Annotated in this window: 21 protein-coding genes and 1 pseudogene; 4 read left to right on the top strand and 18 right to left on the bottom strand. The window is 71.7% G+C overall.

Annotated elements, in window-relative coordinates:
* Positions 1-38: 38 nt before the first annotated feature.
* The 14 genes and pseudogenes from AB0447_RS30295 to AB0447_RS30360 all read right to left on the bottom strand — a co-directional run bounded on the left by AB0447_RS30295 (position 39) and on the right by AB0447_RS30360 (position 12,062).
* Positions 39-413: a hypothetical protein gene (locus AB0447_RS30295; protein WP_366480029.1), complete on the bottom strand. Its 375-nt coding sequence runs from the start codon at positions 411-413 to the stop codon at positions 39-41.
* Positions 414-416: 3 nt separating this feature from the next.
* Positions 417-896, bottom strand: coding sequence for a hypothetical protein (locus tag AB0447_RS30300; RefSeq protein WP_366480030.1), 480 nt, complete (start codon positions 894-896; stop codon positions 417-419).
* A gap of 232 nt (positions 897-1,128) precedes the next feature.
* Entirely contained in the window at positions 1,129-2,397 is a 1,269-nt protein-coding gene (locus tag AB0447_RS30305) for a hypothetical protein (RefSeq protein ID WP_366480031.1), read from the bottom strand.
* A gap of 340 nt (positions 2,398-2,737) precedes the next feature.
* Entirely contained in the window at positions 2,738-3,979 is a 1,242-nt protein-coding gene (locus AB0447_RS30310) for a phosphoadenosine phosphosulfate reductase family protein (RefSeq protein ID WP_366480032.1), read from the bottom strand.
* A 68-nt stretch (positions 3,980-4,047) separates the two neighbouring features.
* Positions 4,048-4,356 (bottom strand): hypothetical protein, encoded by a 309-nt coding sequence (locus tag AB0447_RS30315; RefSeq protein ID WP_366480033.1) that lies wholly within the window; start codon positions 4,354-4,356, stop codon positions 4,048-4,050.
* Positions 4,357-4,432: 76 nt separating this feature from the next.
* Entirely contained in the window at positions 4,433-5,434 is a 1,002-nt protein-coding gene (locus tag AB0447_RS30320; RefSeq protein WP_366480034.1) for a hypothetical protein, read from the bottom strand.
* 103 nt (positions 5,435-5,537) lie between these two features.
* A complete protein-coding gene (locus AB0447_RS30325; RefSeq protein ID WP_366480035.1) occupies positions 5,538-5,924 on the bottom strand; it encodes a DUF6409 family protein in 387 nt (128 codons plus the stop codon).
* A 190-nt stretch (positions 5,925-6,114) separates the two neighbouring features.
* Positions 6,115-6,673 (bottom strand): annotated as a pseudogene (locus tag AB0447_RS30330) (DUF6248 family natural product biosynthesis protein).
* An 87-nt stretch (positions 6,674-6,760) separates the two neighbouring features.
* On the bottom strand, positions 6,761-7,474 hold the full coding sequence (locus AB0447_RS30335) for a hypothetical protein (protein WP_366480036.1): 714 nt from the start codon (positions 7,472-7,474) through the stop codon (positions 6,761-6,763).
* A 98-nt stretch (positions 7,475-7,572) separates the two neighbouring features.
* Positions 7,573-9,111: a hypothetical protein gene (locus AB0447_RS30340; protein WP_366480037.1), complete on the bottom strand. Its 1,539-nt coding sequence runs from the start codon at positions 9,109-9,111 to the stop codon at positions 7,573-7,575.
* 169 nt (positions 9,112-9,280) lie between these two features.
* A complete protein-coding gene (locus tag AB0447_RS30345; protein WP_366480038.1) occupies positions 9,281-9,586 on the bottom strand; it encodes a hypothetical protein in 306 nt (101 codons plus the stop codon).
* Positions 9,587-9,912: 326 nt separating this feature from the next.
* A complete protein-coding gene (locus AB0447_RS30350) occupies positions 9,913-10,485 on the bottom strand; it encodes a hypothetical protein (protein WP_366480039.1) in 573 nt (190 codons plus the stop codon).
* 941 nt (positions 10,486-11,426) lie between these two features.
* The gene (locus AB0447_RS30355) at positions 11,427-11,573 is read right to left on the bottom strand and encodes a hypothetical protein (protein ID WP_366480040.1); all 147 of its coding nucleotides are present in this window, start codon (positions 11,571-11,573) and stop codon (positions 11,427-11,429) included.
* Between the two features lie 99 nt (positions 11,574-11,672).
* Complete coding sequence (locus tag AB0447_RS30360) at positions 11,673-12,062, bottom strand: WYL domain-containing protein (protein WP_366480041.1); 390 nt, start codon at positions 12,060-12,062, stop codon at positions 11,673-11,675.
* Positions 12,063-12,360: 298 nt separating this feature from the next.
* Here AB0447_RS30360 and AB0447_RS30365 point away from each other — a divergent pair, with 298 nt between their 5' ends.
* On the top strand, positions 12,361-12,564 hold the full coding sequence (locus tag AB0447_RS30365) for a hypothetical protein (protein WP_366480042.1): 204 nt from the start codon (positions 12,361-12,363) through the stop codon (positions 12,562-12,564).
* 1,520 nt (positions 12,565-14,084) lie between these two features.
* Here AB0447_RS30365 and AB0447_RS30370 read toward each other — a convergent pair.
* Complete coding sequence (locus AB0447_RS30370; protein ID WP_366480043.1) at positions 14,085-14,453, bottom strand: DUF6233 domain-containing protein; 369 nt, start codon at positions 14,451-14,453, stop codon at positions 14,085-14,087.
* A 217-nt stretch (positions 14,454-14,670) separates the two neighbouring features.
* Between AB0447_RS30370 and AB0447_RS30375 the strand changes: the two genes are divergently transcribed.
* Positions 14,671-15,690, top strand: a complete 1,020-nt coding sequence (locus AB0447_RS30375) for a hypothetical protein (protein WP_366480045.1) — start codon at positions 14,671-14,673, stop codon at positions 15,688-15,690.
* A 138-nt stretch (positions 15,691-15,828) separates the two neighbouring features.
* Here the strand turns inward: AB0447_RS30375 and AB0447_RS30380 are convergent, their stop codons facing one another.
* From AB0447_RS30380 to AB0447_RS30390, 3 genes are all read right to left on the bottom strand, one after another.
* Complete coding sequence (locus AB0447_RS30380; RefSeq protein WP_366480046.1) at positions 15,829-16,125, bottom strand: hypothetical protein; 297 nt, start codon at positions 16,123-16,125, stop codon at positions 15,829-15,831.
* A gap of 206 nt (positions 16,126-16,331) precedes the next feature.
* A complete protein-coding gene (locus AB0447_RS30385) occupies positions 16,332-17,456 on the bottom strand; it encodes a DUF6292 family protein (RefSeq protein WP_366480047.1) in 1,125 nt (374 codons plus the stop codon).
* A 56-nt stretch (positions 17,457-17,512) separates the two neighbouring features.
* Positions 17,513-17,920 (bottom strand): hypothetical protein, encoded by a 408-nt coding sequence (locus tag AB0447_RS30390; RefSeq protein WP_366480048.1) that lies wholly within the window; start codon positions 17,918-17,920, stop codon positions 17,513-17,515.
* 344 nt (positions 17,921-18,264) lie between these two features.
* On the opposite strand from AB0447_RS30390, the gene AB0447_RS30395 reads away from it, so the two are divergent.
* Positions 18,265-18,486 (top strand): hypothetical protein, encoded by a 222-nt coding sequence (locus AB0447_RS30395; protein ID WP_366480049.1) that lies wholly within the window; start codon positions 18,265-18,267, stop codon positions 18,484-18,486.
* Positions 18,486-18,737 carry a hypothetical protein gene (locus AB0447_RS30400; protein WP_366480050.1) on the top strand — a complete coding sequence of 84 codons (252 nt, stop codon included), beginning with the start codon at positions 18,486-18,488 and terminating at the stop codon, positions 18,735-18,737. Before AB0447_RS30395 ends, AB0447_RS30400 begins: the two co-directional genes overlap by 1 nt.
* The last annotated feature ends 104 nt before the right edge of the window (positions 18,738-18,841 follow it).

The raw sequence follows: 18,841 nt of genomic DNA on the forward strand, positions 1-18,841 counted from the left end.
CGGCCGGTGTCGTGCCGCCGCCCCGCCGGTGGGGTGACTCAGCTGGTGGGCGGCAGGAACTGCCGGTCCGGCTCGACGCGCCAGGTCAGGCCCGGGAACAGGCGGCGGACCTGCCGTTCGGCCCAGGGCCGGACGGTGTCCCAGGCCTGCTGTGTCGGCTCGTTGGCCCAGGTGTGCCAGCCTTCCGCGCAGTTGGCGATCTGTTCGCCGAGCGCGGCCATGAGGGTCTCGGCGGTGATCTCCTCGGGCAGTTCCCTGTTGTTCTCGGTGGTCATGGCGTAGGCCTCGTAGAGGCGCTCGGCGAGGTTCTCGCCGTCGAGGTTGTGCACGGAGGTGACCTGGAGGACGGTGCCACGGCCGTCCGGGTCGAGGACCAGGCAGGTGGAGGGCTGGGGCGCGGTGTTGATGGCCATGGCTCAGGCCGCCAGCTCGAAGCGGCTGGGGCGTTCGCCGCCGCAGTTCGGGCAGGGGTCGGTCTCGTGGTAGTACCAGCTGCTGCACTCGCAGTCCCAGGTGGAGATGGACCACGTCCACTCCCAGCCGCCGATGCCGTAGAGGCCGTCCTCCGTCCGGGGGTTGATGACGGAGGTGACCTGGGCCGGGCCCTCGTCTTCGAGGTACATCCAGCGGATGTGGAGGACGACTGCGCGCGGGGCGCCGTTGCTGTCCGTTCCGCCGTCGATGACGTGGATGGTGTCGGAGCAGTCGTAGCCGTGCTTGGTGGCCACGTCGAGGGTTTCGGCGGCGAGCTGGCGGACGGTGTCGAGGGTGAAGTACGGGCTGACGAAGCCGTTCCATCGGTTGGCCGGGTCGACGACGGCCGGGTAGTCGGGGGTGCCGTCGATCGTGACGCGAGTGCGGACGGAGCCGGTCTTCGGGGAGGGCGATCGGGTCATGACTCTCCTGGGTGTGTGTTCGGTTGGGTTGGTCGGCTGCCACCACCGACCTGAGACAACTATATCACCTGTACATCACTTGCATGGCTGATGCGCACCCTCAATCCCGGATTCCCGCAGTTCAGCAGCGCCCGGTGTAGTCGGCCACCACATCCGTGGTCGCCCTGCTCGGCGGTGGCGGTCCGGCCGCCGTCGGCGCAGTTACGCGGCTCCGCCGCCCTCCCGGACTGGACTACGCGGCCAGCGCTACCAGGTCCGCCGGGGCGCACCGGCCGCGCTGCTGCGGCACCTCGACCGGCGCCAGGGCCTCGGCTCCGCCGTAGACCCGGCCGAGGTAGTCCTCGACCGGCCGGTGCCACGGGCGGCCGGTCAGGGCGCCCAGGACGACCGCGCCGACGGGCGGGCACACCACGTCCCCGATCCGCTGGAACGCGCTCGTGCGCGAGTCCTTACGGGCCGTCGGCTCCGAGGCCCGCCAGGGGTAGGACGGCAGGAACCCGACGAGTTGCCCGGCTTCGGCCTCGGTCAGCCGGTAGCCGTCCGACTCCCGGTACCAGGTCCGGGCCTTGCCCGTGAGGCACCATCCGGCCTGTCCGCGGAGAAGGTGTTCCCGCCCTTGGGCCGTCCGTTCGCGTCCACTCCTCGCACGCCCCGGGTGTTGACCCGCTCCCCCGCGGCCCACCCGAGGGCGGCGGCCAGGGTCTGCTCTGGCGAACGGCATGCCGGGCCGCACAGAGCCGGGGATGCGGCCGTAGCGCACCGCCATGAAGAACACCCGGCGCCGGTGGGTCGCCACCCCGTAGTCGGCTGCGTCCAGCTCGACCCACTGCTGCTGGGACCAGCCGGCCAGGGCCAGCTCGAAACTGACCGCTTCCCGCACGTCTTCGGGAAGGTTCGCGGACTGCTCCATGGCGACCCACCGCAGGGTCTCGCCGTGGAGCTGGAGGCCGAGTGCCCAGATCAGCACCTCGGCGACGAGTCCGGCTTCCGGGTCCGGCAGGGCGGCCGCCACGGCGCGCACCTCGGCCCAGGTCGCCGCGGAGCGCTCGCGGTACCCGCCGTGTCCGGCCGCCTCCCCGGCGGCGCGCAGCATGGCGGTGAGGACCTGGAGGGACTGCGCGGTGAGTCCGGCTCGCTTGCCCGCGGTCGACCAGGCCGGGCAGGGCGGGGAGATGATGACGTCGACGGTCCAGCGCAGCGCGGGGTGCTCGGGGTCGAGCAGGGTGATGTCGATGACGATGCGGCGGTGTCCGGCGCGCTCGGCGGTGGCGCAGGCGTCGCCGGAGAGGTCCAGGCCGACGGCGTCGTACTGGGCGCCGAGGGCGGCGAGGCTTTCGTCCCAGCCGCCGGGGCCGGCGCAGACGCCGACGACGCGCTCGCGTCGCCCTCGCGGGGGCGCAGGAGCCAGCGGCCCGGCCAGGGCGCGGCGATCTCGTCCAGCTCGGCGAGGACGTCGGTGGGGATGTCGGCGCCGAGGTCGAGCGCGAGGTCGGCGAGGCATACGGGGCAGGTGCGCTCCTCGAACCAGTCGACGCAGGTGATGTAACTGTGCCAGTCGGTGAAGCCGCAGCGGGCGGTGGTGTCGCCGTGGTCGGGCAGGAGGTGCACCAGGCCCTGGGCGTCGGTGCCGAACCCGGTGACTCGGATGGGTTCGGCGCTGCGCTCGGCGGTCTGAGCGTCCGTCATGGGCTGCTCCCCTCGGGTCGGCCGGTTCGGCGGCCGCGTGCTGTGCCTTCGGTCGCCGGTCGGGTGCCACTCCCGACCGGCGAGATAACTATACCTACAACACATCACTTCCGCTAGTGGGGCGCGCCTCCTCCTCTCGCGCGTCGTCTCGGCGGTCAGGCAGCCAAGGCCAGGGCCAGCCGGCGGAGGTAGTCGGCCGCGGCCTCCTCGCCGAGGTGGCGCCGCAGCACGTCCCCGCGCGCCCAGACCAGAGGGCCTTCCTCCGCCTCGACGCGGGCGGCCTCGGCGACGATCTCGGCGACGCTGAGCTTCTCCCGGAACTTATGGCCGATGTGCTCTTCCAGGGCGACGTACCGGGTGGGCAGGTCCAGCCCCAGGGCCCAGCACAGCCGTACGGCGCGCACCAGGACGTCCCGGCCGGCCAGGACGCAGAAGACGCAGGACAGGCGGGGGATGACCGCGTCGTAGACGGGGTGGTACTCCAGGGCGGCGTCGGCGATCTGCTGCCAGACGTCGGCCTCGGAGAGCTCCAGGATCGGGTGCCAGGTCAGGACCATGCGCTGGCCGGTGCTCGCGCGCATGTCGATGGCGAGCGGCAGCTTCCGGGCTCGGGCGGGGGATTCGGCGGCCCGGATGCCGAGGGCGGAGAGGATCAGGGCCTGCTCGTCCAGGCCGAGGGCGTCGGTGATCTGCTTGAACAGCGGGGCGATCTGGTCCCGCTTCAGGGTCGCTGTGCACAGCCGGCGGGCCGCGTCGGGCCACATGCCGCGCTTCTCGACGAGGCCGAGCAGGCCGCGGTCGGCCTGGACGACGATGAACTCGACGCCCCAGCGCTCGGCCTGGCGCTGGGCGAGCTCGCGGACGCCCGGCCATTCGGACTCCTCCCCCAGGTCCGCGTGGACCATGACCACCTTGTCCAGGCAGCCGGCCTCGGCGGCCAGGGTGACCACGCGCTGCCCGCAGACGAGCGAGTCCTTGCCGGCACTTGTCGAGACGACGATTTTGTCCGCGGCCAGGATGAGCTCGCGGGGCGTTTCGGCGAGCTCGCCGAGGAGGCTGGCCGCGACGCCGGACCGGCGCCAGCCGCCGGTTCCGCGGCCGGGGGCGTGCGGGGTGTAGAGCGCTGCGAGGGTGCGGTTGGCCGCGCGGGCCGCGGTGAAGGTCCGGCGGACCTTGGCGCGGGCCTCCTGCTCGCGGTGGACGAGGCCGGCGTGCGCGGCCTGCGCGGCCGCCAGCTCGGCGGCGTCGTCCTGCAGCTGCGGGTCGTAGGTGATGCGGGTGTGCGCGGCAGCGGCTGCCTTGGTCGCCCGGGCGCGGGCGCGGTCGGCGGCGGTGTACGCGGCGTCGGCCTGGTGGGCGCGCCGGATTGCCTCCAGCAGCCGGCGGCGGGTGCTCATGTCCATGGGTCTCCTCGCGGGTGAGTTCGGCGCCGGGCGGCTGCCACTGCCGCCCGGCCGGGGGTGGATCAGAAGGTGCAGTACCGGCGTGCGACCGGCGGGATGTTGCTGCGGCGGCGCCGGTTGAGCTGCCAGGCCACCTGGCGGGCGCACCGGGCGGCGTCCGCGGCCGCGTCGAGCGGCGTGGGGGAACCGTCGACGAGGGTGGTGAGGTAGGTGCCGTCGGCGGCGTGCAGGTGCGCGGACCAGGGTTCACGGTGGTCGGCCGCGGGCCGGTCGGCGCGCTCGCCGGCGTACATCAGGACGTGCTGGACGCCGTAGGCGGCGTCCTCGTCGTGCGGGGCGCCCGGGTCGGCGGCCATGAGCAGGAAGGTCATGCCGCCCTCCTCTCCGGGGAAGGCATGGCGGCCCAGGGCCGCCAGTTCGGCGAGCAGCAGGTCGCCTTCGGTGGGTTCATTCCGCGCCCTGCGTGGCCGCTGCCTCCAGGGTCGGCACGTGCCAGACGAACAGGGACGAGTGGTCACCGGGCTCGACGATCCAGCCTTCGGTGCGTTCGAACAGCTCCTTCGCGACGCTCAGCGCGGCCAGGGGCGGCCGCCCGTCGACGCCGGTGGCCAGTCTGCCCTCCTCGACCCAGCCGACGGCCAGGCGGCCGCTGGAGCCGTCCGGCCGGACCCAGTAGCCGGCCACCTCGCCGAGGGTGTCGGGGCCGGTGACGTCGGCGAGCGGCTGTCCGGACAGGGCGGTCACCGCGGCGGCGGCCGCCGGGTGTTCGGCGTCCTGGGGCAGCACGCCCGTACCGGACGCCGGAGCGGGCTCGGCCGGACCGGCGGCGGGCGGCGGAACGTGGACGGCGTTCCAGGAGCCCGGGCCGTACTCGGTGAGCTTGACGAGGCCTGCGGCGTGCAGGCTCCGGACGGCGGTGAGGTTGTGCCCGTATCCGGCGCCGATCGCGCCGTCGCGCTTGACGACGGAATACACGCGCCGCTGCGGTTCGGTCAGGGCGTCCTCGGCGCGCTTGCGGTTCTCCTGGGTGTTCAGGAACTCGGCGCGCTCCTGGGCGCCGGCCTCGGTCTGCCAGTCGCCCGAGACGACCAGGCCGGAGTTGTTGACGACGTCGAAGCCCCCGCCCGAGGCCGGGCGTACGGAGTACAGGGCGAGCGGCGCGCGCTCCTCGGCCGGGGCCGGCTGCGCCTCGGCGGACGCCTGGGCGGGGGTCGTCTTGCGGGTGCGGACCGGCTTCTCCTGGACGGCGACTTCCTCGATCGCGACGTTCTTCCAGCCCGCGCGCTCGGCGGTCCGGGCCGCCTTGGCGACGTTGGCCGCGGACATCGACCAGGTGTGCACGATGCGGCCCTCGCCCTCGCGGCGGTCGACGGTGACGGCGTGGGTGTAGTGACGGGTCTCGCTTGTGCGGGTGCAGCCGGTCGACGCGATGAAGGTGGTTCGGGCCATGACGGGACTCCTTGAGCGTGGGGTGTGTTGTCGGTGCTGGTCGGCTGCCACGGCCGACCAGGGGGCGGGGCCGGGGGCGGTGGTGCCGCCCCCGGCATCGGGCCTACTGGCCCCGGCGGAGCGCGCGGAGCCGCAAGCCCGCCTTCTGGATCCGGTACTCGACGGCGCCGTACCCAGCGAGGCTCCGGAGGTTGTAGTCCCGGAGCTGGAGGTAGAGCCGGACCAGGGTGCGCTCCGACATCTCCTCGACCGTGCCCACCACGATGGGCTCCTTGGCGAAGGCCATGCCGAGGGTCTTGGGCGCGAAGGAGGGGGCGCCGAGCGTGTAGAACCACACCTTGTATCCGTCCTTCGGCTCCTTCTCGTCCCAGAGGCCGAGGACGATGGCCCGGCGAACGCCGGTGTTCTTGCCCTCTTCGTAGCGGGGGGTGCGCACGACCGTGCCCGGCTCCAGAACGGTCTGGGTGGCGGAGGCGGTGGCGACGGTCATGTGGACTCCTTTGAAGAGGGGTGGGGGTGGCGGCGGGAATCCCCCGCCGACAAGACAACTATACCTACCATTCATCACTTACGCAAGGGCGCCCCGCCCTCGGCGCGCGGATCGCCGTCAGAAGAGGGCGTACTGCGCTCCGTCGTCGGCCGCACGGCGGCTCCCACCCCGGCGGCCCCTCGGCGCGGCGTCACCTGGCGGCGCGACAGCCTCCCCCCGGTGCGCGCCCGCTCTCGGCCGCAGCCGTGGGCTCCGCCGGGGGCGTGTCGCTCTTGGGGCACGCGCACCGGCACCACCACACGCACGGCTCTCCGCCGGGCCGCAGGATCAGCTTGGCGACGCACCGGCCGCATCCGTCTCGCACCCAGTCGGTGTTGTCGTCCACGTGCGGCCCGCCTTCCTGCCGGTGGACGCACAGGTCACAGCGGCCGGCCAGGCAGTTCCAGCAGGTGCCCCGTTCGCACATGGCCCACCGGGCGAAGCAAGGGGTACTTGCGCTCGATCGCCTGGAGGTAGGCGGGCCACGCCTGCTCGCGCACCCAGGCGCCCTCCATCTCGTTCATCGGCGACGGGTTGGGGACCGGGTCCACGATGCCCATGATCAGGGCGCCCTGGAAGTTCAGGTTGGAGATCCCCCGTACGATCTCGCACTCCTCCGGCGTGAGGGTGCGCTGCGGACGGCGTATGACCGGGTGAGTGATGTGCCGCTCCGCCGGCTGCTGGCCGGCAGCGCTGCGGGTCTCGTTCATGCGGATCCCTTCGATGCTGAGGGTTCGGCAGGCCCGCGCACGGCAGCGAGGGCGGGTCGCCCCGCCCTCGCTGCCGTGCGCGGCGGGTCAGCGCTCCGTCCGGGCGTAGTTGTGGCGGTCGTCGGTGGCGGCGAACTCGGCCAGTTCGCGGACGCGCGCACAGACCCAGGTGTCCACCGGGCCGGGGGTCTCCTGCTCGCCGGTGAGCCAGAGGTGGACGTCCGGCTGGAGTTCGAAGAGGTTGCCGTCCTCGTCCTCGGCGTAGAACTCGGAGTTGCCGCCGAATCCGTAGTCGTCGGCGATGTCCCACACGCAGACCAGGTACGGTCCGCCCGCGTCGCTGATGCGACCGAAGACGCGCCGGATGTCGTCGGCGCCGTAGCCGTGCTCGAACGCCCCGTGCAGGTCGGCGAGCTCGGCCGACAGGTCCTGGGCGGCCTCTCCGGCGGCGCCCTCGGCGCTCGGCGCGGGGTCCTCGCCCTCCTGGTCCTCGTGTTCGCCGCCGTGCTCGCCGATCAGGTCGCGCAGTGCCTCGGTGGGCACGTCCAGGAACGTCCCGGTGTCGGCGCCGAGGTTGCCGCCGGTCAGCCACTCCTCCCACGAGTCCTCGCCCGCCCAGGCTTCGGTGTCGGGGGCGGAGAGGCCCGGGGAGACGAGCACCTCTTCCGCGGCGCGGGCGCCGGGCCGGGCCTTGATGAAGAGCGCGTGGCCGTCGGCCAGGCGGATGCGGGTGAAGCCGTGGTCGGTTCCTTCGGCCATGACGGCGTCGAGCCGGGTCGTGCTGAGGGTGCGAGTGCTCATGAGATGCCTCCGAGTTGGGCGTTTCCGGGTGGTCGGCTGCCACTGCCGACCACCGAGACAACTATACCCATTATTCATCACTTCGCAAGGGGGTGCAGTCACGCAATCAGGAACACGTCCCCGATGACCTTGGCCCGGTGCAGCGGCGCCGGGCCGCCGGCCGACCGCCTGCGCGGTGCCGGCTCGGGCAGATCGCGCAGCGGCCGGAAGACCGGCCTTCCCCCGGTGTGCTCCTTCCAGCGCTTCTCGAACCCCGGCCGCTGCTTGTCGGCGACGCCCGCAGGTGCGGCCACGATGAACGCCTCGGCGTGCGGCAGGCCTTCGGAGTCGGCCAGGTAGTGGGCGCGCCGGATGCCGGAGTCCTCTCCGGTGACCAGGCGGACGCGTTCGGGGAATCGCCCGGCGAACCGGGTTACGAGTTCCTCGGCCCGCTCGCGGGGGCCCTCGTACACGGTGCGCACCGATCGCCAGGTCGGCCCTTTCTGCTGTGCGCCGCGGCACCGCTCGTCGTCGCCGAAGCACTGCGGTTCGTCGTCGACCGGCGCGCCGTTCTGGTCGACGGTCGCGTGGATGCGGCGGCAGCGGGGCTTGCGCTGCTGGCTGCACCACCACTTCGGTTCCGCACAGTCCTTGCCGTGCCAGCGCCGGCAGTCCTTCGTTCGGCCGAGGCCGGTGAGGCGGCGCACCTCGTACACCGCGTACGGCGCCTGCTCCAGGTCGGCCTGGAAGGCGTTCAGGACCGGGCGGTTGCGGTCGTCCTCGGCCAGGCGCCGGTGGAGCGATCCTGCGGGCCCGTAGAGGGACATCAGCTCGTTCAGGGCGAGCGAGATGTACTCCATTCGCAGGACCTGCGCGGCCTCGACCGGGTGGGCGCGCAGCCGCTCCTCGTAGCGGTCACGGGAGGAACAGACCCCGGTGAAGGGACACATGGTGCAGTGGCTCTTCAAGATCATTTCGCCGAGGCAGTCCAGGACGTACTGCTCGACGGCGGCCCGAGCCATGCCTGCGCGAATGAGGGGATAGTCCGGCTCGCAGATGATCCGGCCGGCGGCGGCGTTCAGCTGGTCCTGAATGGCGGAGTCCTTCTGTGCGCGGCCGGTCTCGTCGGCGTGGTAGCCGATCACGCGGCGGAACGTCTCGCTGCCGAATTCGTGCGCGGCCCAGGTGTCGAGTACCCAGCCCTTGAACCGTTGGCTGCAGAGCCGATGTCCCGACGCGAGCATCGGGACGGTGCCAGCGGTGCGCAGCTCGTCCGACAGGCGCCAGGGGCCGGCCGCGTGGATCCGGCGGGGCGCGCGGGAGTCGTCGAGGACCAGGACGCCGTCGGCGTCGCGCGGGCCGCCGCGGCAGACCTGGACGAGGCGGATCCGCCAGGCCCGCAGGAGCGGCAGGACCAGGCGGTCGGCGTAGGACAGGGAGTCGCTGAACTCGTCGCCCGTGACGGCATGCACGATCACGAGGTCGGACAGGTCCGGCTCCAGGCCGTGGGCGACCGGGTCGTTGAGGAACATGAGGATCTCGGCCGTCGAGTCCGCACCCAGGCCCCAGGTGAGGACGGTCGGGCGCTTGCGTCGGGCGGCGGGGCGTGCGAGCTGGGCGGTGTGGACGGCCGTCCGGGTATGGGCAGGCAGGGGCATAGGTCTCCTCAGGCGGGGTGCGTGTTCGGGTGCGCGGCTGCCACTGCCGCAGGGGCGGATCTGATGTGTCTCGTCGGCCGCACCGGCATGTGTCGGCGCGTCAATCCCGACGGTTCGCCATCGTCGGGGTGGTCCCGCCCCGCATCACCGGGGCGGGACACAGCCCGGGTCAGTCCCCCAGGCTCATACGCCAGGAGGCGCCGCAGATCGTGCACTCAAAGGCGATGGCCCAGGAGTCGGAGATGTCGCGCTGCTCGCCTCCGTCGGCGGCGCAGACCCTGCGCGGCTGGGGCCTGGTCACGGGGGAAGCAGGGAGGTCGGAGGAAGGGCGGGAGCCGGGGCGCGTGATGGTGCAGGGGGTTCCCGTGTGCTCGTAGCGCGGCGGGTCGTAGGCACTGACCGGCGGGAGCTCGCGGAGCGGCTCGGAGCAGCGGTCACATTCGAGGATCACGCGGGTGATGAGGGTGGTGGTCATTGCACTCTCCTGGTCTCGGGCTGCATGCGGCAGTCCGCCGGTCTCTGCGCTTTCGGTGTTGGCCGGGTGCCACCCCCAACCAACGAGACAACCATACACACTACTCATCACTGTCGGCAAAGGGTGCGCGCCGGGGATCTGCAGGACCCGCGCGGGTCGCGACACTGGAAAGCGGTCAGAGTCGAGCGAGGGCCGCGGCCTCACGCCCGGCCCGCCGCTCGGGACGGCCGCCCTGCGCGCGCCGACGGGGGCCGGCCCAGGGAAGGGTGCCCGCCCGAGAGGGGCCCAGGCCCGCGTGGATCGGGGCCCGGGCCAGAGGGGACCGGCTATCGGGCGGCGGCGCCAGCCGCGACCCAGGCGGAACGGGGGCTCGCCGGGTTGTGCTTGACGATGGAGCGGGCCAGGGAGAAGAGGCGGTACCCCTTCGGGGCGCCGGTGGCCAGCTCCAGGTTCCGGACCGCCTTGTCGTACTGGAACCCGAAGACCACGCGCAGGGTCTCGGATCGGCTCATCTCGCGGCGGTAGTCGAGCATGTCGTGTGCTGCCTGGATGGCCTGCTCGCCAATGCCGGTCCAGACGCGTCCGTTGAAGACGTGGTCCCCGGCGGTGCGGTCGGCGTCGGCGACATCGAGGGTCCCGGTGTGGGTGATGGTGAAGTGCTTGGGCCAGGCAGAGCGGGGGCCGAAGGCCAGAGCCGCGTACGTCTCGGCGGCGGCGTCCAGGGCCGCACCGACGGCGCGGACGGTGAAGCCCGGGAGCGTCCGGTCCCCCTCGGTGTCGGCCTTGAACACGTCCAGGCGCGTGGTCCCGCCGTAGTTGTAGACGTCCACGGTCGTGGCCTCGGGGTACAGGCGGCGGGCGGTGACGATGACGGCGAACGCGGCGCGGGAGGTGTTCACGGGGCTCTCCTTGGGATGGTGCGTTTTCGGTGTGCGGCTGCCACTGCCGCCGCGGGGCCCTACCGAACCCCAATGAGAAAACTATAACTACTATTCATCACTCTCGCAACCTCATCACGGTTACGTCAATATCTGACGCATAGTCAGATTTGTGGGGACCGAAGTCCCGGCCGGCGGCCACCCGGCGGCCGGAGGGCCACGCGGCCAAGTCGCGGCCCGGCGGCGGCCGGAACGGGTCAGCGGGGTCCGGCCGCCGCCTTCCGCGCGGCGGCCTCGGGACTGGCGGTCGAGCCGAGGGCGGGGAGGCAGGCCACCAGTTGGCGGACATTGTGCGGACCGGCGGCGCGCATCCTGGGCCCACCGCGCCCGTGCGGGTGGACCGCAGCGCGCAGGATCCTCCCGGAGCGGGCGCCCACCTCGATCCCGGCCCCACGCGCCATCGGGGCCCGCCGCGCCCAGAGTCACATGGTGGCGCCGGATGGAGGGGCGCCACACGGGGAGGAACCCGCGTTCCGTGGCCAGAGCCACCACCGACCGCGTGTACGCGTTGAGACCCTGGGGCGCGGCGGGCACTCCGATGTGCAGCACCTCGCCACGCATGGCGAGCGCCACGCCGAACGGCGAGCACGCGCGGATATCGGCAGGATCGCGGTACGGAAGCCGCCCGTGCACAAGACAGCGGGTGCACAGCAGGATGTCGGCGCGGTCGCTGTCACCGGGCACGAGGCGGGCGGCGGGATCCGCGCACTCGGAGCAAGGGGCGGTTCGTCATTCGTACGAGTCGGCAGCGGGCATGGGGACTCCAGGGTCGGAGAGGGTGGATCGCCCCGGGGAGGGCGCAGGGTGGGCCGGTGACGTGGCATAGGGGCGCAGCGGGATAGGCGCCGGGTCGGGGGCTGGGCATGCGGGCGGGACGGTTCCACCCGCCCGCCCAGCCAGGGCTAGAGGGGGATCCTGGGGGATTCCGCGTCCAGGCGCGCCATGTGGCAGTCGGGGCAGAGGTCGGTGGTCTCGGCGGTCTCGTTGCCGCACGGCTCGCCCCATCCGGGGCAGACGGGCGTCTCGTGCTGTGCGTCGCGCTGGGTCATCCTCGGTTCTTTCCTGCGAGTAGGTGACCGGGGGCCGGGGCTCGGCCCCCGGAGGAGGGGCGCGGCGGGGGCCCGCCCGGCGGGGCGGGCCCCGCTCGCCTACGCGGCGAGCGACACCTTGGGCCACGGGTAGTCGCGCTCCAGCTCCAGGTCGATCATCTGCTCGACGCTGGACGCGAAGTGCGCGACGGAGACCGTCTCCCCCTCCGGGAGGGCGAGCACGAAGCGGATGCGGTGGACGGTGTACGCCTTGATCTGCTCCAGGCTGAAAGTGCGCATCTCGCCCCGGGTGCGGCACATCGCGCGAACGATGATGCCGCCCTTGCTGGTGGTGAGGATGTTGTGGATCTCGATGGTGCGCACCGACTCCTCGCCCTTGCTGTCGACGTAGGTGATGGTCGCGGCCCGCTGGCCGTCCATGGCGCGGATCAGGTCGGTCAGGGTGCGGGTGGAGGTCTGACCGGCGGTGATCTTCATGGAGTTCGACACGGGTTTCTCCCTGGAGCGTGTGTGTTCGGTGGGGTGCTGACCGACTGCCACTGCCGACCAACGAGACAACTATAACTCACATACATCACTTTTCGCGAGATGGAACCGTTTTTTTCTCGCCCCGATTTCACGTTCACCCATCCGGCCACCCATGCCGCGACGCGCGACGGCGACACATCACCCCTGCTTGACGTGAGTGATGAATGATGGGTATAGTTATCTCAGTTGATCGGCTGTGGCAGCCGGTCAGCGACCGCGAAACACGCACCACGACAAATCCACAGCGAGGAGCCCCGAGATGGCCCGTACCTACAACGACCGCCCCGCGCACATGCAGTACCAGGAGCGGCCGTGGCTGTCCCCCTTCCTGAAGGACGGCAGCAGGAGCCCGCTCCAGCGGGCGGCACACAAGCGGGACCGCATGGCGGTCCGGCTGGCGCTGCGACTCGGCGTCGAGCCGCCCCTCCCCCAGCGTCGTCGCGTCGACTGGGACATGCACTGAGTCAGCTCCACTCGAAGCGGCCTCGCCTTCCGGCGGGGCCGCTTCGGCATGTCCGGGCACGTCTTCGCGCGCGGGCGAACGCGGTGTTCCGGGCCAGGCCGCGCGGCAGGGGGCGTCAGGCTCGGGGCGGTGCCCGGGGAACGGGCCGGGCTGCGGACCGGGCTGTCGGGGCCGGTCCGTGCTGGCCTGAGCTGAGCTGGGCTGGACCGTGGTGGTGAAGGCCGGCCCGGCCCCTGAAAAGAAGCAGGCCTCTTCCTCCGGCTATCGCGGAGAAAGAGGTGTCGTCGTGGCGATGGGGCTTGCCCACAGGGCCTGACCAGGCACGATGCTCAAGATCGCAAAAGGGAGGGTCCCACTCCCGGTCACACCTCCGGTGCACCTCCTAGTGCACCTCTACGTGCAACCCTCCAGCCCCCTTCCGGTGCAACTGTCGCGGGGCCACGTCCACATGGGCTTGCCCACATGTGCCGGGACACGGCAGTTGCCACCTGGACACGATTTCTGTCACCGCGAGCGGCGCCATAGGTTCGGCCGAGCCGTCCTTGCCGGTCGGCGCCGTGGGACCGGTGACAGATGCTCTGTCCACGGTGTCGTGGTGCCCAGAACACTGTCCCGTCGGTGACAACAAGCGTGGCCCGCGCGTCGTCGAGCACCAGGCCGTCGGGGCCGCCCAGTGGCAACCACCGTGTCCCGGCACACCACATCCTCAGTGCCATGCACCGGACGGCCGGCTCCTGACTACCTTTGCCGGTGGTACCGAAGGTCGTGGCGGCCGGGCTCGCCGGACATCACGTCGTAGCAGTCGGGGCAGGACAGCCCGAGCGAGGCGATCATCCAGCCCCCGATCGCGACGGTCGTCCCGCAGTTCCCGCAGTGGTCGACGTTGGGGGTGGGACAGGTTGCCGGGAGCGGCGTGGAGGTCCTGGTGCTGGGGAAGGCCGGGAGGTCCCGATTCCGGTCTCGGACACCTGAATCCGCGCGACCGCGGCCGTCGGCGACTTCGACACCCAGGCCAAGGTCGCTGCTGCTGCGGGAGCCCCTGCCCGGCGACATCGCCACCAGTTTCGCCCCCGTCCAGGAGGGCATCGCGGAGCGACATGCCGGTGTGGGTCGGCGACGTGCTGGCCCGGCCGGTACCAAATGGCCCTGCGGGACATGCGCGTGTCCACCGGCTTCCTCGGCAACGTCGACATGGGATTCGGCGTACCGCAGGACGTGGCCGGCTGGGCGACGGTGCTGCACGACCCGCACAGCGCCTGACCGTCCTGCCGCCCTGGCCTACCGCTCCTTCGGATGCCGGCGGTGCGTTCGCCGACTGCGGCCAGGGCCGAACCTCGCAGCCGTGGGCAAGCCTCCTGAGCTGGTATTTTGCAGCCTGGGCAAGCCTCGCCACCTCTGGGTAAGCCTTGGGTGCACCGGCCTGGGCAAGCCTGCGTGCACCGTGGGCAAGCCAGGTTCAGCAGGCTGGGCAAGCCGGTGAGTTCGGGGCCCGGCAGGCTTGACCGGCGGGTGTGACGGGCTCAGGGGTCGATGATGCCGAGCTCGCGGGCGGCGGGGCAGATCGAGCAGACTTCGACGTGGGGTTGGCGGAGGGCGTCGAGTGCCTGCTCCCGGGTGGTGGGCCGTGTACGTCCTGAGGCGAGGCGGCAGTCTGCGGTGTGGACGAGCGTGCGCGACTGGCCTTCGCCGATGGGGTACTCCAGTTTCCATTCGTTCAGCGGGGTGACGGCCGGCCCGCTCCGGGCGGCTTCGGTGACGCGGTCCCGGCGCTCGATCTCCGCGATGCGGCCGCGGATCAGCTCCAGCAGCACCAGGCACCACCGTTCCAGCGTCCGCAGTCGCTCGACGTCGGGCGGGAGGAGCCAGTCGATGTCGCGTCCGGCAGGCATCGCCTACGCCTTCCTGCGCGGCTGGGGATCGCCTGCGGCGGTGCCGGCCGCCCTGGCCGGCAGCTCCGTGCGGCCCTGTGCGCGTCCGAGGTGGCGTGGCCGGGGCAGGGGTCTGTAGATCACCTCAGCATCGTATCTCTGTTCGAATCCTCCGTTCCGCTTTCCGGCGTGCCTGTTCGAATAAGTTTTCGATACGGTGGGTGTGGGAGGTGTCGCCATGGACGACGAGCAGAGGGATCCGGTGGGCGCCGGCTCCCCGATCCTGCATCTGCGCTGCCCCGTGGACGTGGACCCTGTGCTGTACCGGCTGCTCCTCGGCCTGGTCGCGGACGTGACACCGGTGGTGCAGGCCGTCCCGCCGTCGGTCCTGGTCGCCGACGTCTCAGGCAGCATCAGATTCTTCGACCGGGATCCGGCCGACCTGGGGCTGATGATCCGGGCCCGGGCGCTGGCGCTGTACGGACTGCCGGTGGTGATCGGCGTCGGCCCGACCTGGTCAGTGGCCGCGATGGCCTCCCACGATGCCGCGCGCGGCGGCCTGGTCGCCGTCGGCTCCGCGCCGGAGCAGGTGGCCGCGTTCCTGCACCACCGGCCGGTCGGGGAGCTCTACGGCATCGGGCGCGCCCAGGAGCAGCGCCTGGTCCAGTTCGGCGTGCACACGATCGGCCTGCTGGCACAGCTGCCGGAGGCGACCGTGCAGCGGGTGCTCGGCGGGCGGGCAGGCCGGCAGCTGCGCGAGGTGGCCCGCGGCATCGACCGCAGGGCGGTGGTACCGACGGAGCTGCCGCACAGCACGGCCGCGCAACGGCGGTTCGCCCTCGACACCCTGTCCCCCGACGCGGTCCGTGCCGCGCTGCTCTCGCTGGCGGTCGAGCTCGGCGACCGGCTGCGAAACCGGCGGCAGGCGGCCAGGACGATCACGATGACCGTCACCCTGGCCGACCGTTCCCAGGTCCACCGCAGCCGCCAGCTGCCCGGCGGCCCGACCGCACACACCGAGGACCTCCGCGACACCGCCTACGAGATGTACCGAGCGCTCGGCTTCCAGCGGGCGCGGGTGCGCGGCATCGCGCTCCGCTGCGAGCAGCTGGTCGACGCGGCCGCCGTCGCCGAGCAGCTCTCCTTCGACCAGGGCCGCGAGCGGCGGCTGCGGGCGGAGAAGGCCATCGACCTGCTCAACGCCCGGTTCGGTTCCGGCACGGTGGGGCCGGCAGCTAGCTACCGGCAGGCCGGCTGACGTCCTCGGAGCGGGTGCCAGGAGGTCCGAGCAGGAGCCGCACCGAGCGGACGGTCAGCACCTGAAGTCGTCGAGTACCTTCCGCGTCGCAGGGTGTCGCGCGGGCGCGGCCGCCACTGCCTGATGTCCGCCAGGTCTTCAGCTGGCGCCGGGGGGCTGGATCAGCACCACGTCGACCGCGGGCCCGCGGCTCTCCACGATCTCCAGGAGCTGGAGGAGGCCCGGGTTGTCGGCGTGTCGGCGGCGCTGCAGTTGCGGGTCCGCGTAGAGCACGTACCGTGCGGGGTCGACCAGCTCGGGGTTCTGCTCGCGCATTTCGATCTCTTGCACGGTGCGGCGCAGGTGGCCCATCCACTCATCGGTGCCGGCGTCGTCCGGGATCGGGTTCTTGCCCGTGGAGGGGCGCCCTGCGGTGAAGCTCGACAGCGTGTTCATGTCTGCGTTCTCCTTCTGTCTCGGCTGTGCGGGGGTTGGGCTCAGAGATGCGGTTGCGCCCCTGCTGGCGGCTCCGTTCAGTCGTCGTAGGCCGGTTCGACTTCACCGTCGGGGCAGCACTCGTCTGCCTCGTCGGCCTCGTCACCGCACGAGTTGCAGAACCAGTAGACGGGCTCGGGTTCTTCTTCGTGTGCCATGTCTTTTCCTCAGTCCTCGCTGCCGCTGTGCTCCATGCCGGCTTTGGGGCGCTTACTGCCCTTGCGACCGTCGCGCAGGGCGGCAAGGAGCTCTTCGGGCTCGGGCCGCAGCCCGCTGCCCAGGTAGCGGATCCCCTCGCCCTCGGGCGGGGTGTCGGTGGCCTTGCCGATGGGGTGCCGGCGGCTGGTCGAGGTCCGCCATCCGTAGCGGGAGTCCCACACCAGGGCCGCGGCCGGCTGGTCGGTGTCGAGCGGTACCGCGGCGGCGATGTGCTCTCCGTCGGGCTGGCGCATCTCCACCTCGGCTTGCTTGGCGATGCCGGCCGCGGCCAGGAAGTCGGCGGTGTGCTGCAGGTACGGTTTGGCGCTGCGGGCGCCCAGTTCGCGCTCGGCGATCGCGATGGCGCCGCGGTGGGTGGCAGTGGGGTAGCCCAGCTGGATGGCGGCGTCCTTCGGGTCCAGGCCGGGCTGGGCTTCGACGAGGTCGGCGATCCGCCGGCCGCGCAGGGTGGCCAGGCCGGTCTGGGCAGTGGGGAACTTGGTGATGCCCAGGGTGTCGGAGACGGCCTCCACGGTGATGGCAGGGTTGTCGTCCAGGAGCTCGGCGATCCGCGGCAGGATCTGGTCGCGGGGGATCATGTCGCCGCTGCCCTCGCGGCGGCCGCCGCCGGCGCCGCGGCCGGGGCGCTGGTTCTTGTACGCGAGGACCAGGCGGCGGGGCCAGTGCTCGGTGCCGTCTGCTTTGGGCACGGGGCCCGCACCGGCGGCCATGTCCTTGTCGCTGTCGTCTGAGGCTTTGGGCACGAGGACCATACCGGCGGCCACGTCCTTGTCGCTCTTGTACTTGTTCCAGCTCTTGACTGAGACACCAAGCAGCGCCGCGGCTTCGTGGCGGTCCAGGAGGTCCTCGTCGTCGTCTTCGGCCGGCAGCGCGGGTACGGGCTTGCCGGCGTAGAAGGCCTTGGTCTGCTCCGCGTCCCAGAGCAAGGCTCGGGAGGTGGGCGAGCTGATCGGCGCCGGGTGGCCTTCCGCCGCGTACGGCTTCTGGTTTCGAACGGTGACGAGCTTCTTACCGAGGGCGTCGGCCAGGTCGGACATGGTCTGGACGTACTTCAGGCGTCCGGCGCGGATCATCTTCTTCTCCTTAACGGGGTGGCGGGGCGCTCATGGCGCCCCGCCAGCGGGACGTGTCAGTCGTTCGAGGGGTCGGGCAGGCAGTTCGGGTTGCACGGCTCGCCAGCGTCGGCGCCGCATCCGTCGCAGGGGCGGGCGGCCGCCTCGACGAGCGGATAGAGGGCGGCGAAGGCGCTGTCCGCGCTGGTGTGCGGGATGAGTTCGCCGGCGGCGATGACGTACAGGGCGTGCGGGGCGCGGCTGGTGGTGCGCACTCGGATGCCGGCGGTGTCGCCCGGACCGCAGGCAAGGCCGGGCATCGCGAGGACGCCGGCGGCGGGGAGGACTGTGACGCCAGCCTCCAGCAGGAGCTCGGCGAGCCGAGCGAGTTCGGCCTCGGCGGCGTCGGCGGTCGCCGGCCACTTGCGTGCGGCGGCCTCGGCCTGGGGCGAGCTGTCGGCGGGGGAGGTGATGAGGAAGGACATGGAGCCTCCAAGGGGTTGGTGTGTTCGGTGTCGGCGGGCTGCCACAACCCATCGACAAAAAAACATTACCCATCTTACATCACCGTTGGCAAGCGGAGTGGGTCCGAAACGGCGGGTCGTACGGATACACTCGGAGGCGAGATACGCCTCTCGGGTCTCCCGGAGTGTGTGTTTTCGGTTGGCCGGCGCCCTTGCCACCCGCCTCGGCGGAAGTGGGCGCCGGCCGCTTTCGTATCTGCCGGGCCGAGGGGTGGGCCCGCGCACCGAGGAGGTCTCCGGGTCCTCTTCATCTTCGGGCTTCCGGCAGAGTGCTCCTGCGCTAGCCTCGATGCAGCATCTATGACTTGGAGGCCGTGATGCGGATCGTCTTCGACCCGGCCGAGCAGGAGGCCCTGCGGGCCGACGCGCGGGAAATGGCTGACTGCGACCCGAAGATCGCCTACGTCCTGGAGCGGCTGGCCGGCGAGGGTGTCGACCTGGACCACGTCACCGCCTGGGAGGACCTGCGCGAGAACCTCGGTCAGCCCCCGCTCGACGACTCCGCTCCCACCTCGAACGTCGCCTGATGGGGCGGCACTCGCCGAAGCGCGCCCGCATCGTCTTCTACGACGTGGCGCAGGAGCAGATAGAGAAGATGACGGCGGCCGAGCGCCTCCGGCTGGACCCCGCGCTGGTGGCCATCTCCAGGAATCCCGAGATCGGCGCCCCCTCGAAGCACGGTGCGATCCGTGAGCACCGCGAGGACGGCGTCCGGATCCTGTACGTGCCGACGGCCCTGGGCACGCTCGTGCTGGTCGCTTACGTCGAAGCAGACTGACCACTCCCCTGGCTCCCCCGGGCAATCAGGTCTCCGCCTCCTGAAGATCCGCTGGAACTCAGTACGCTGCGATTTCACGCGGCACACGAGGTCGCCACAGGATC

The sequence above is a fragment of the Streptomyces sp. NPDC051211 genome, from assembly GCF_040689505.1.
In the GTDB taxonomy this organism is placed as follows: domain Bacteria; phylum Actinomycetota; class Actinomycetes; order Streptomycetales; family Streptomycetaceae; genus Streptomyces.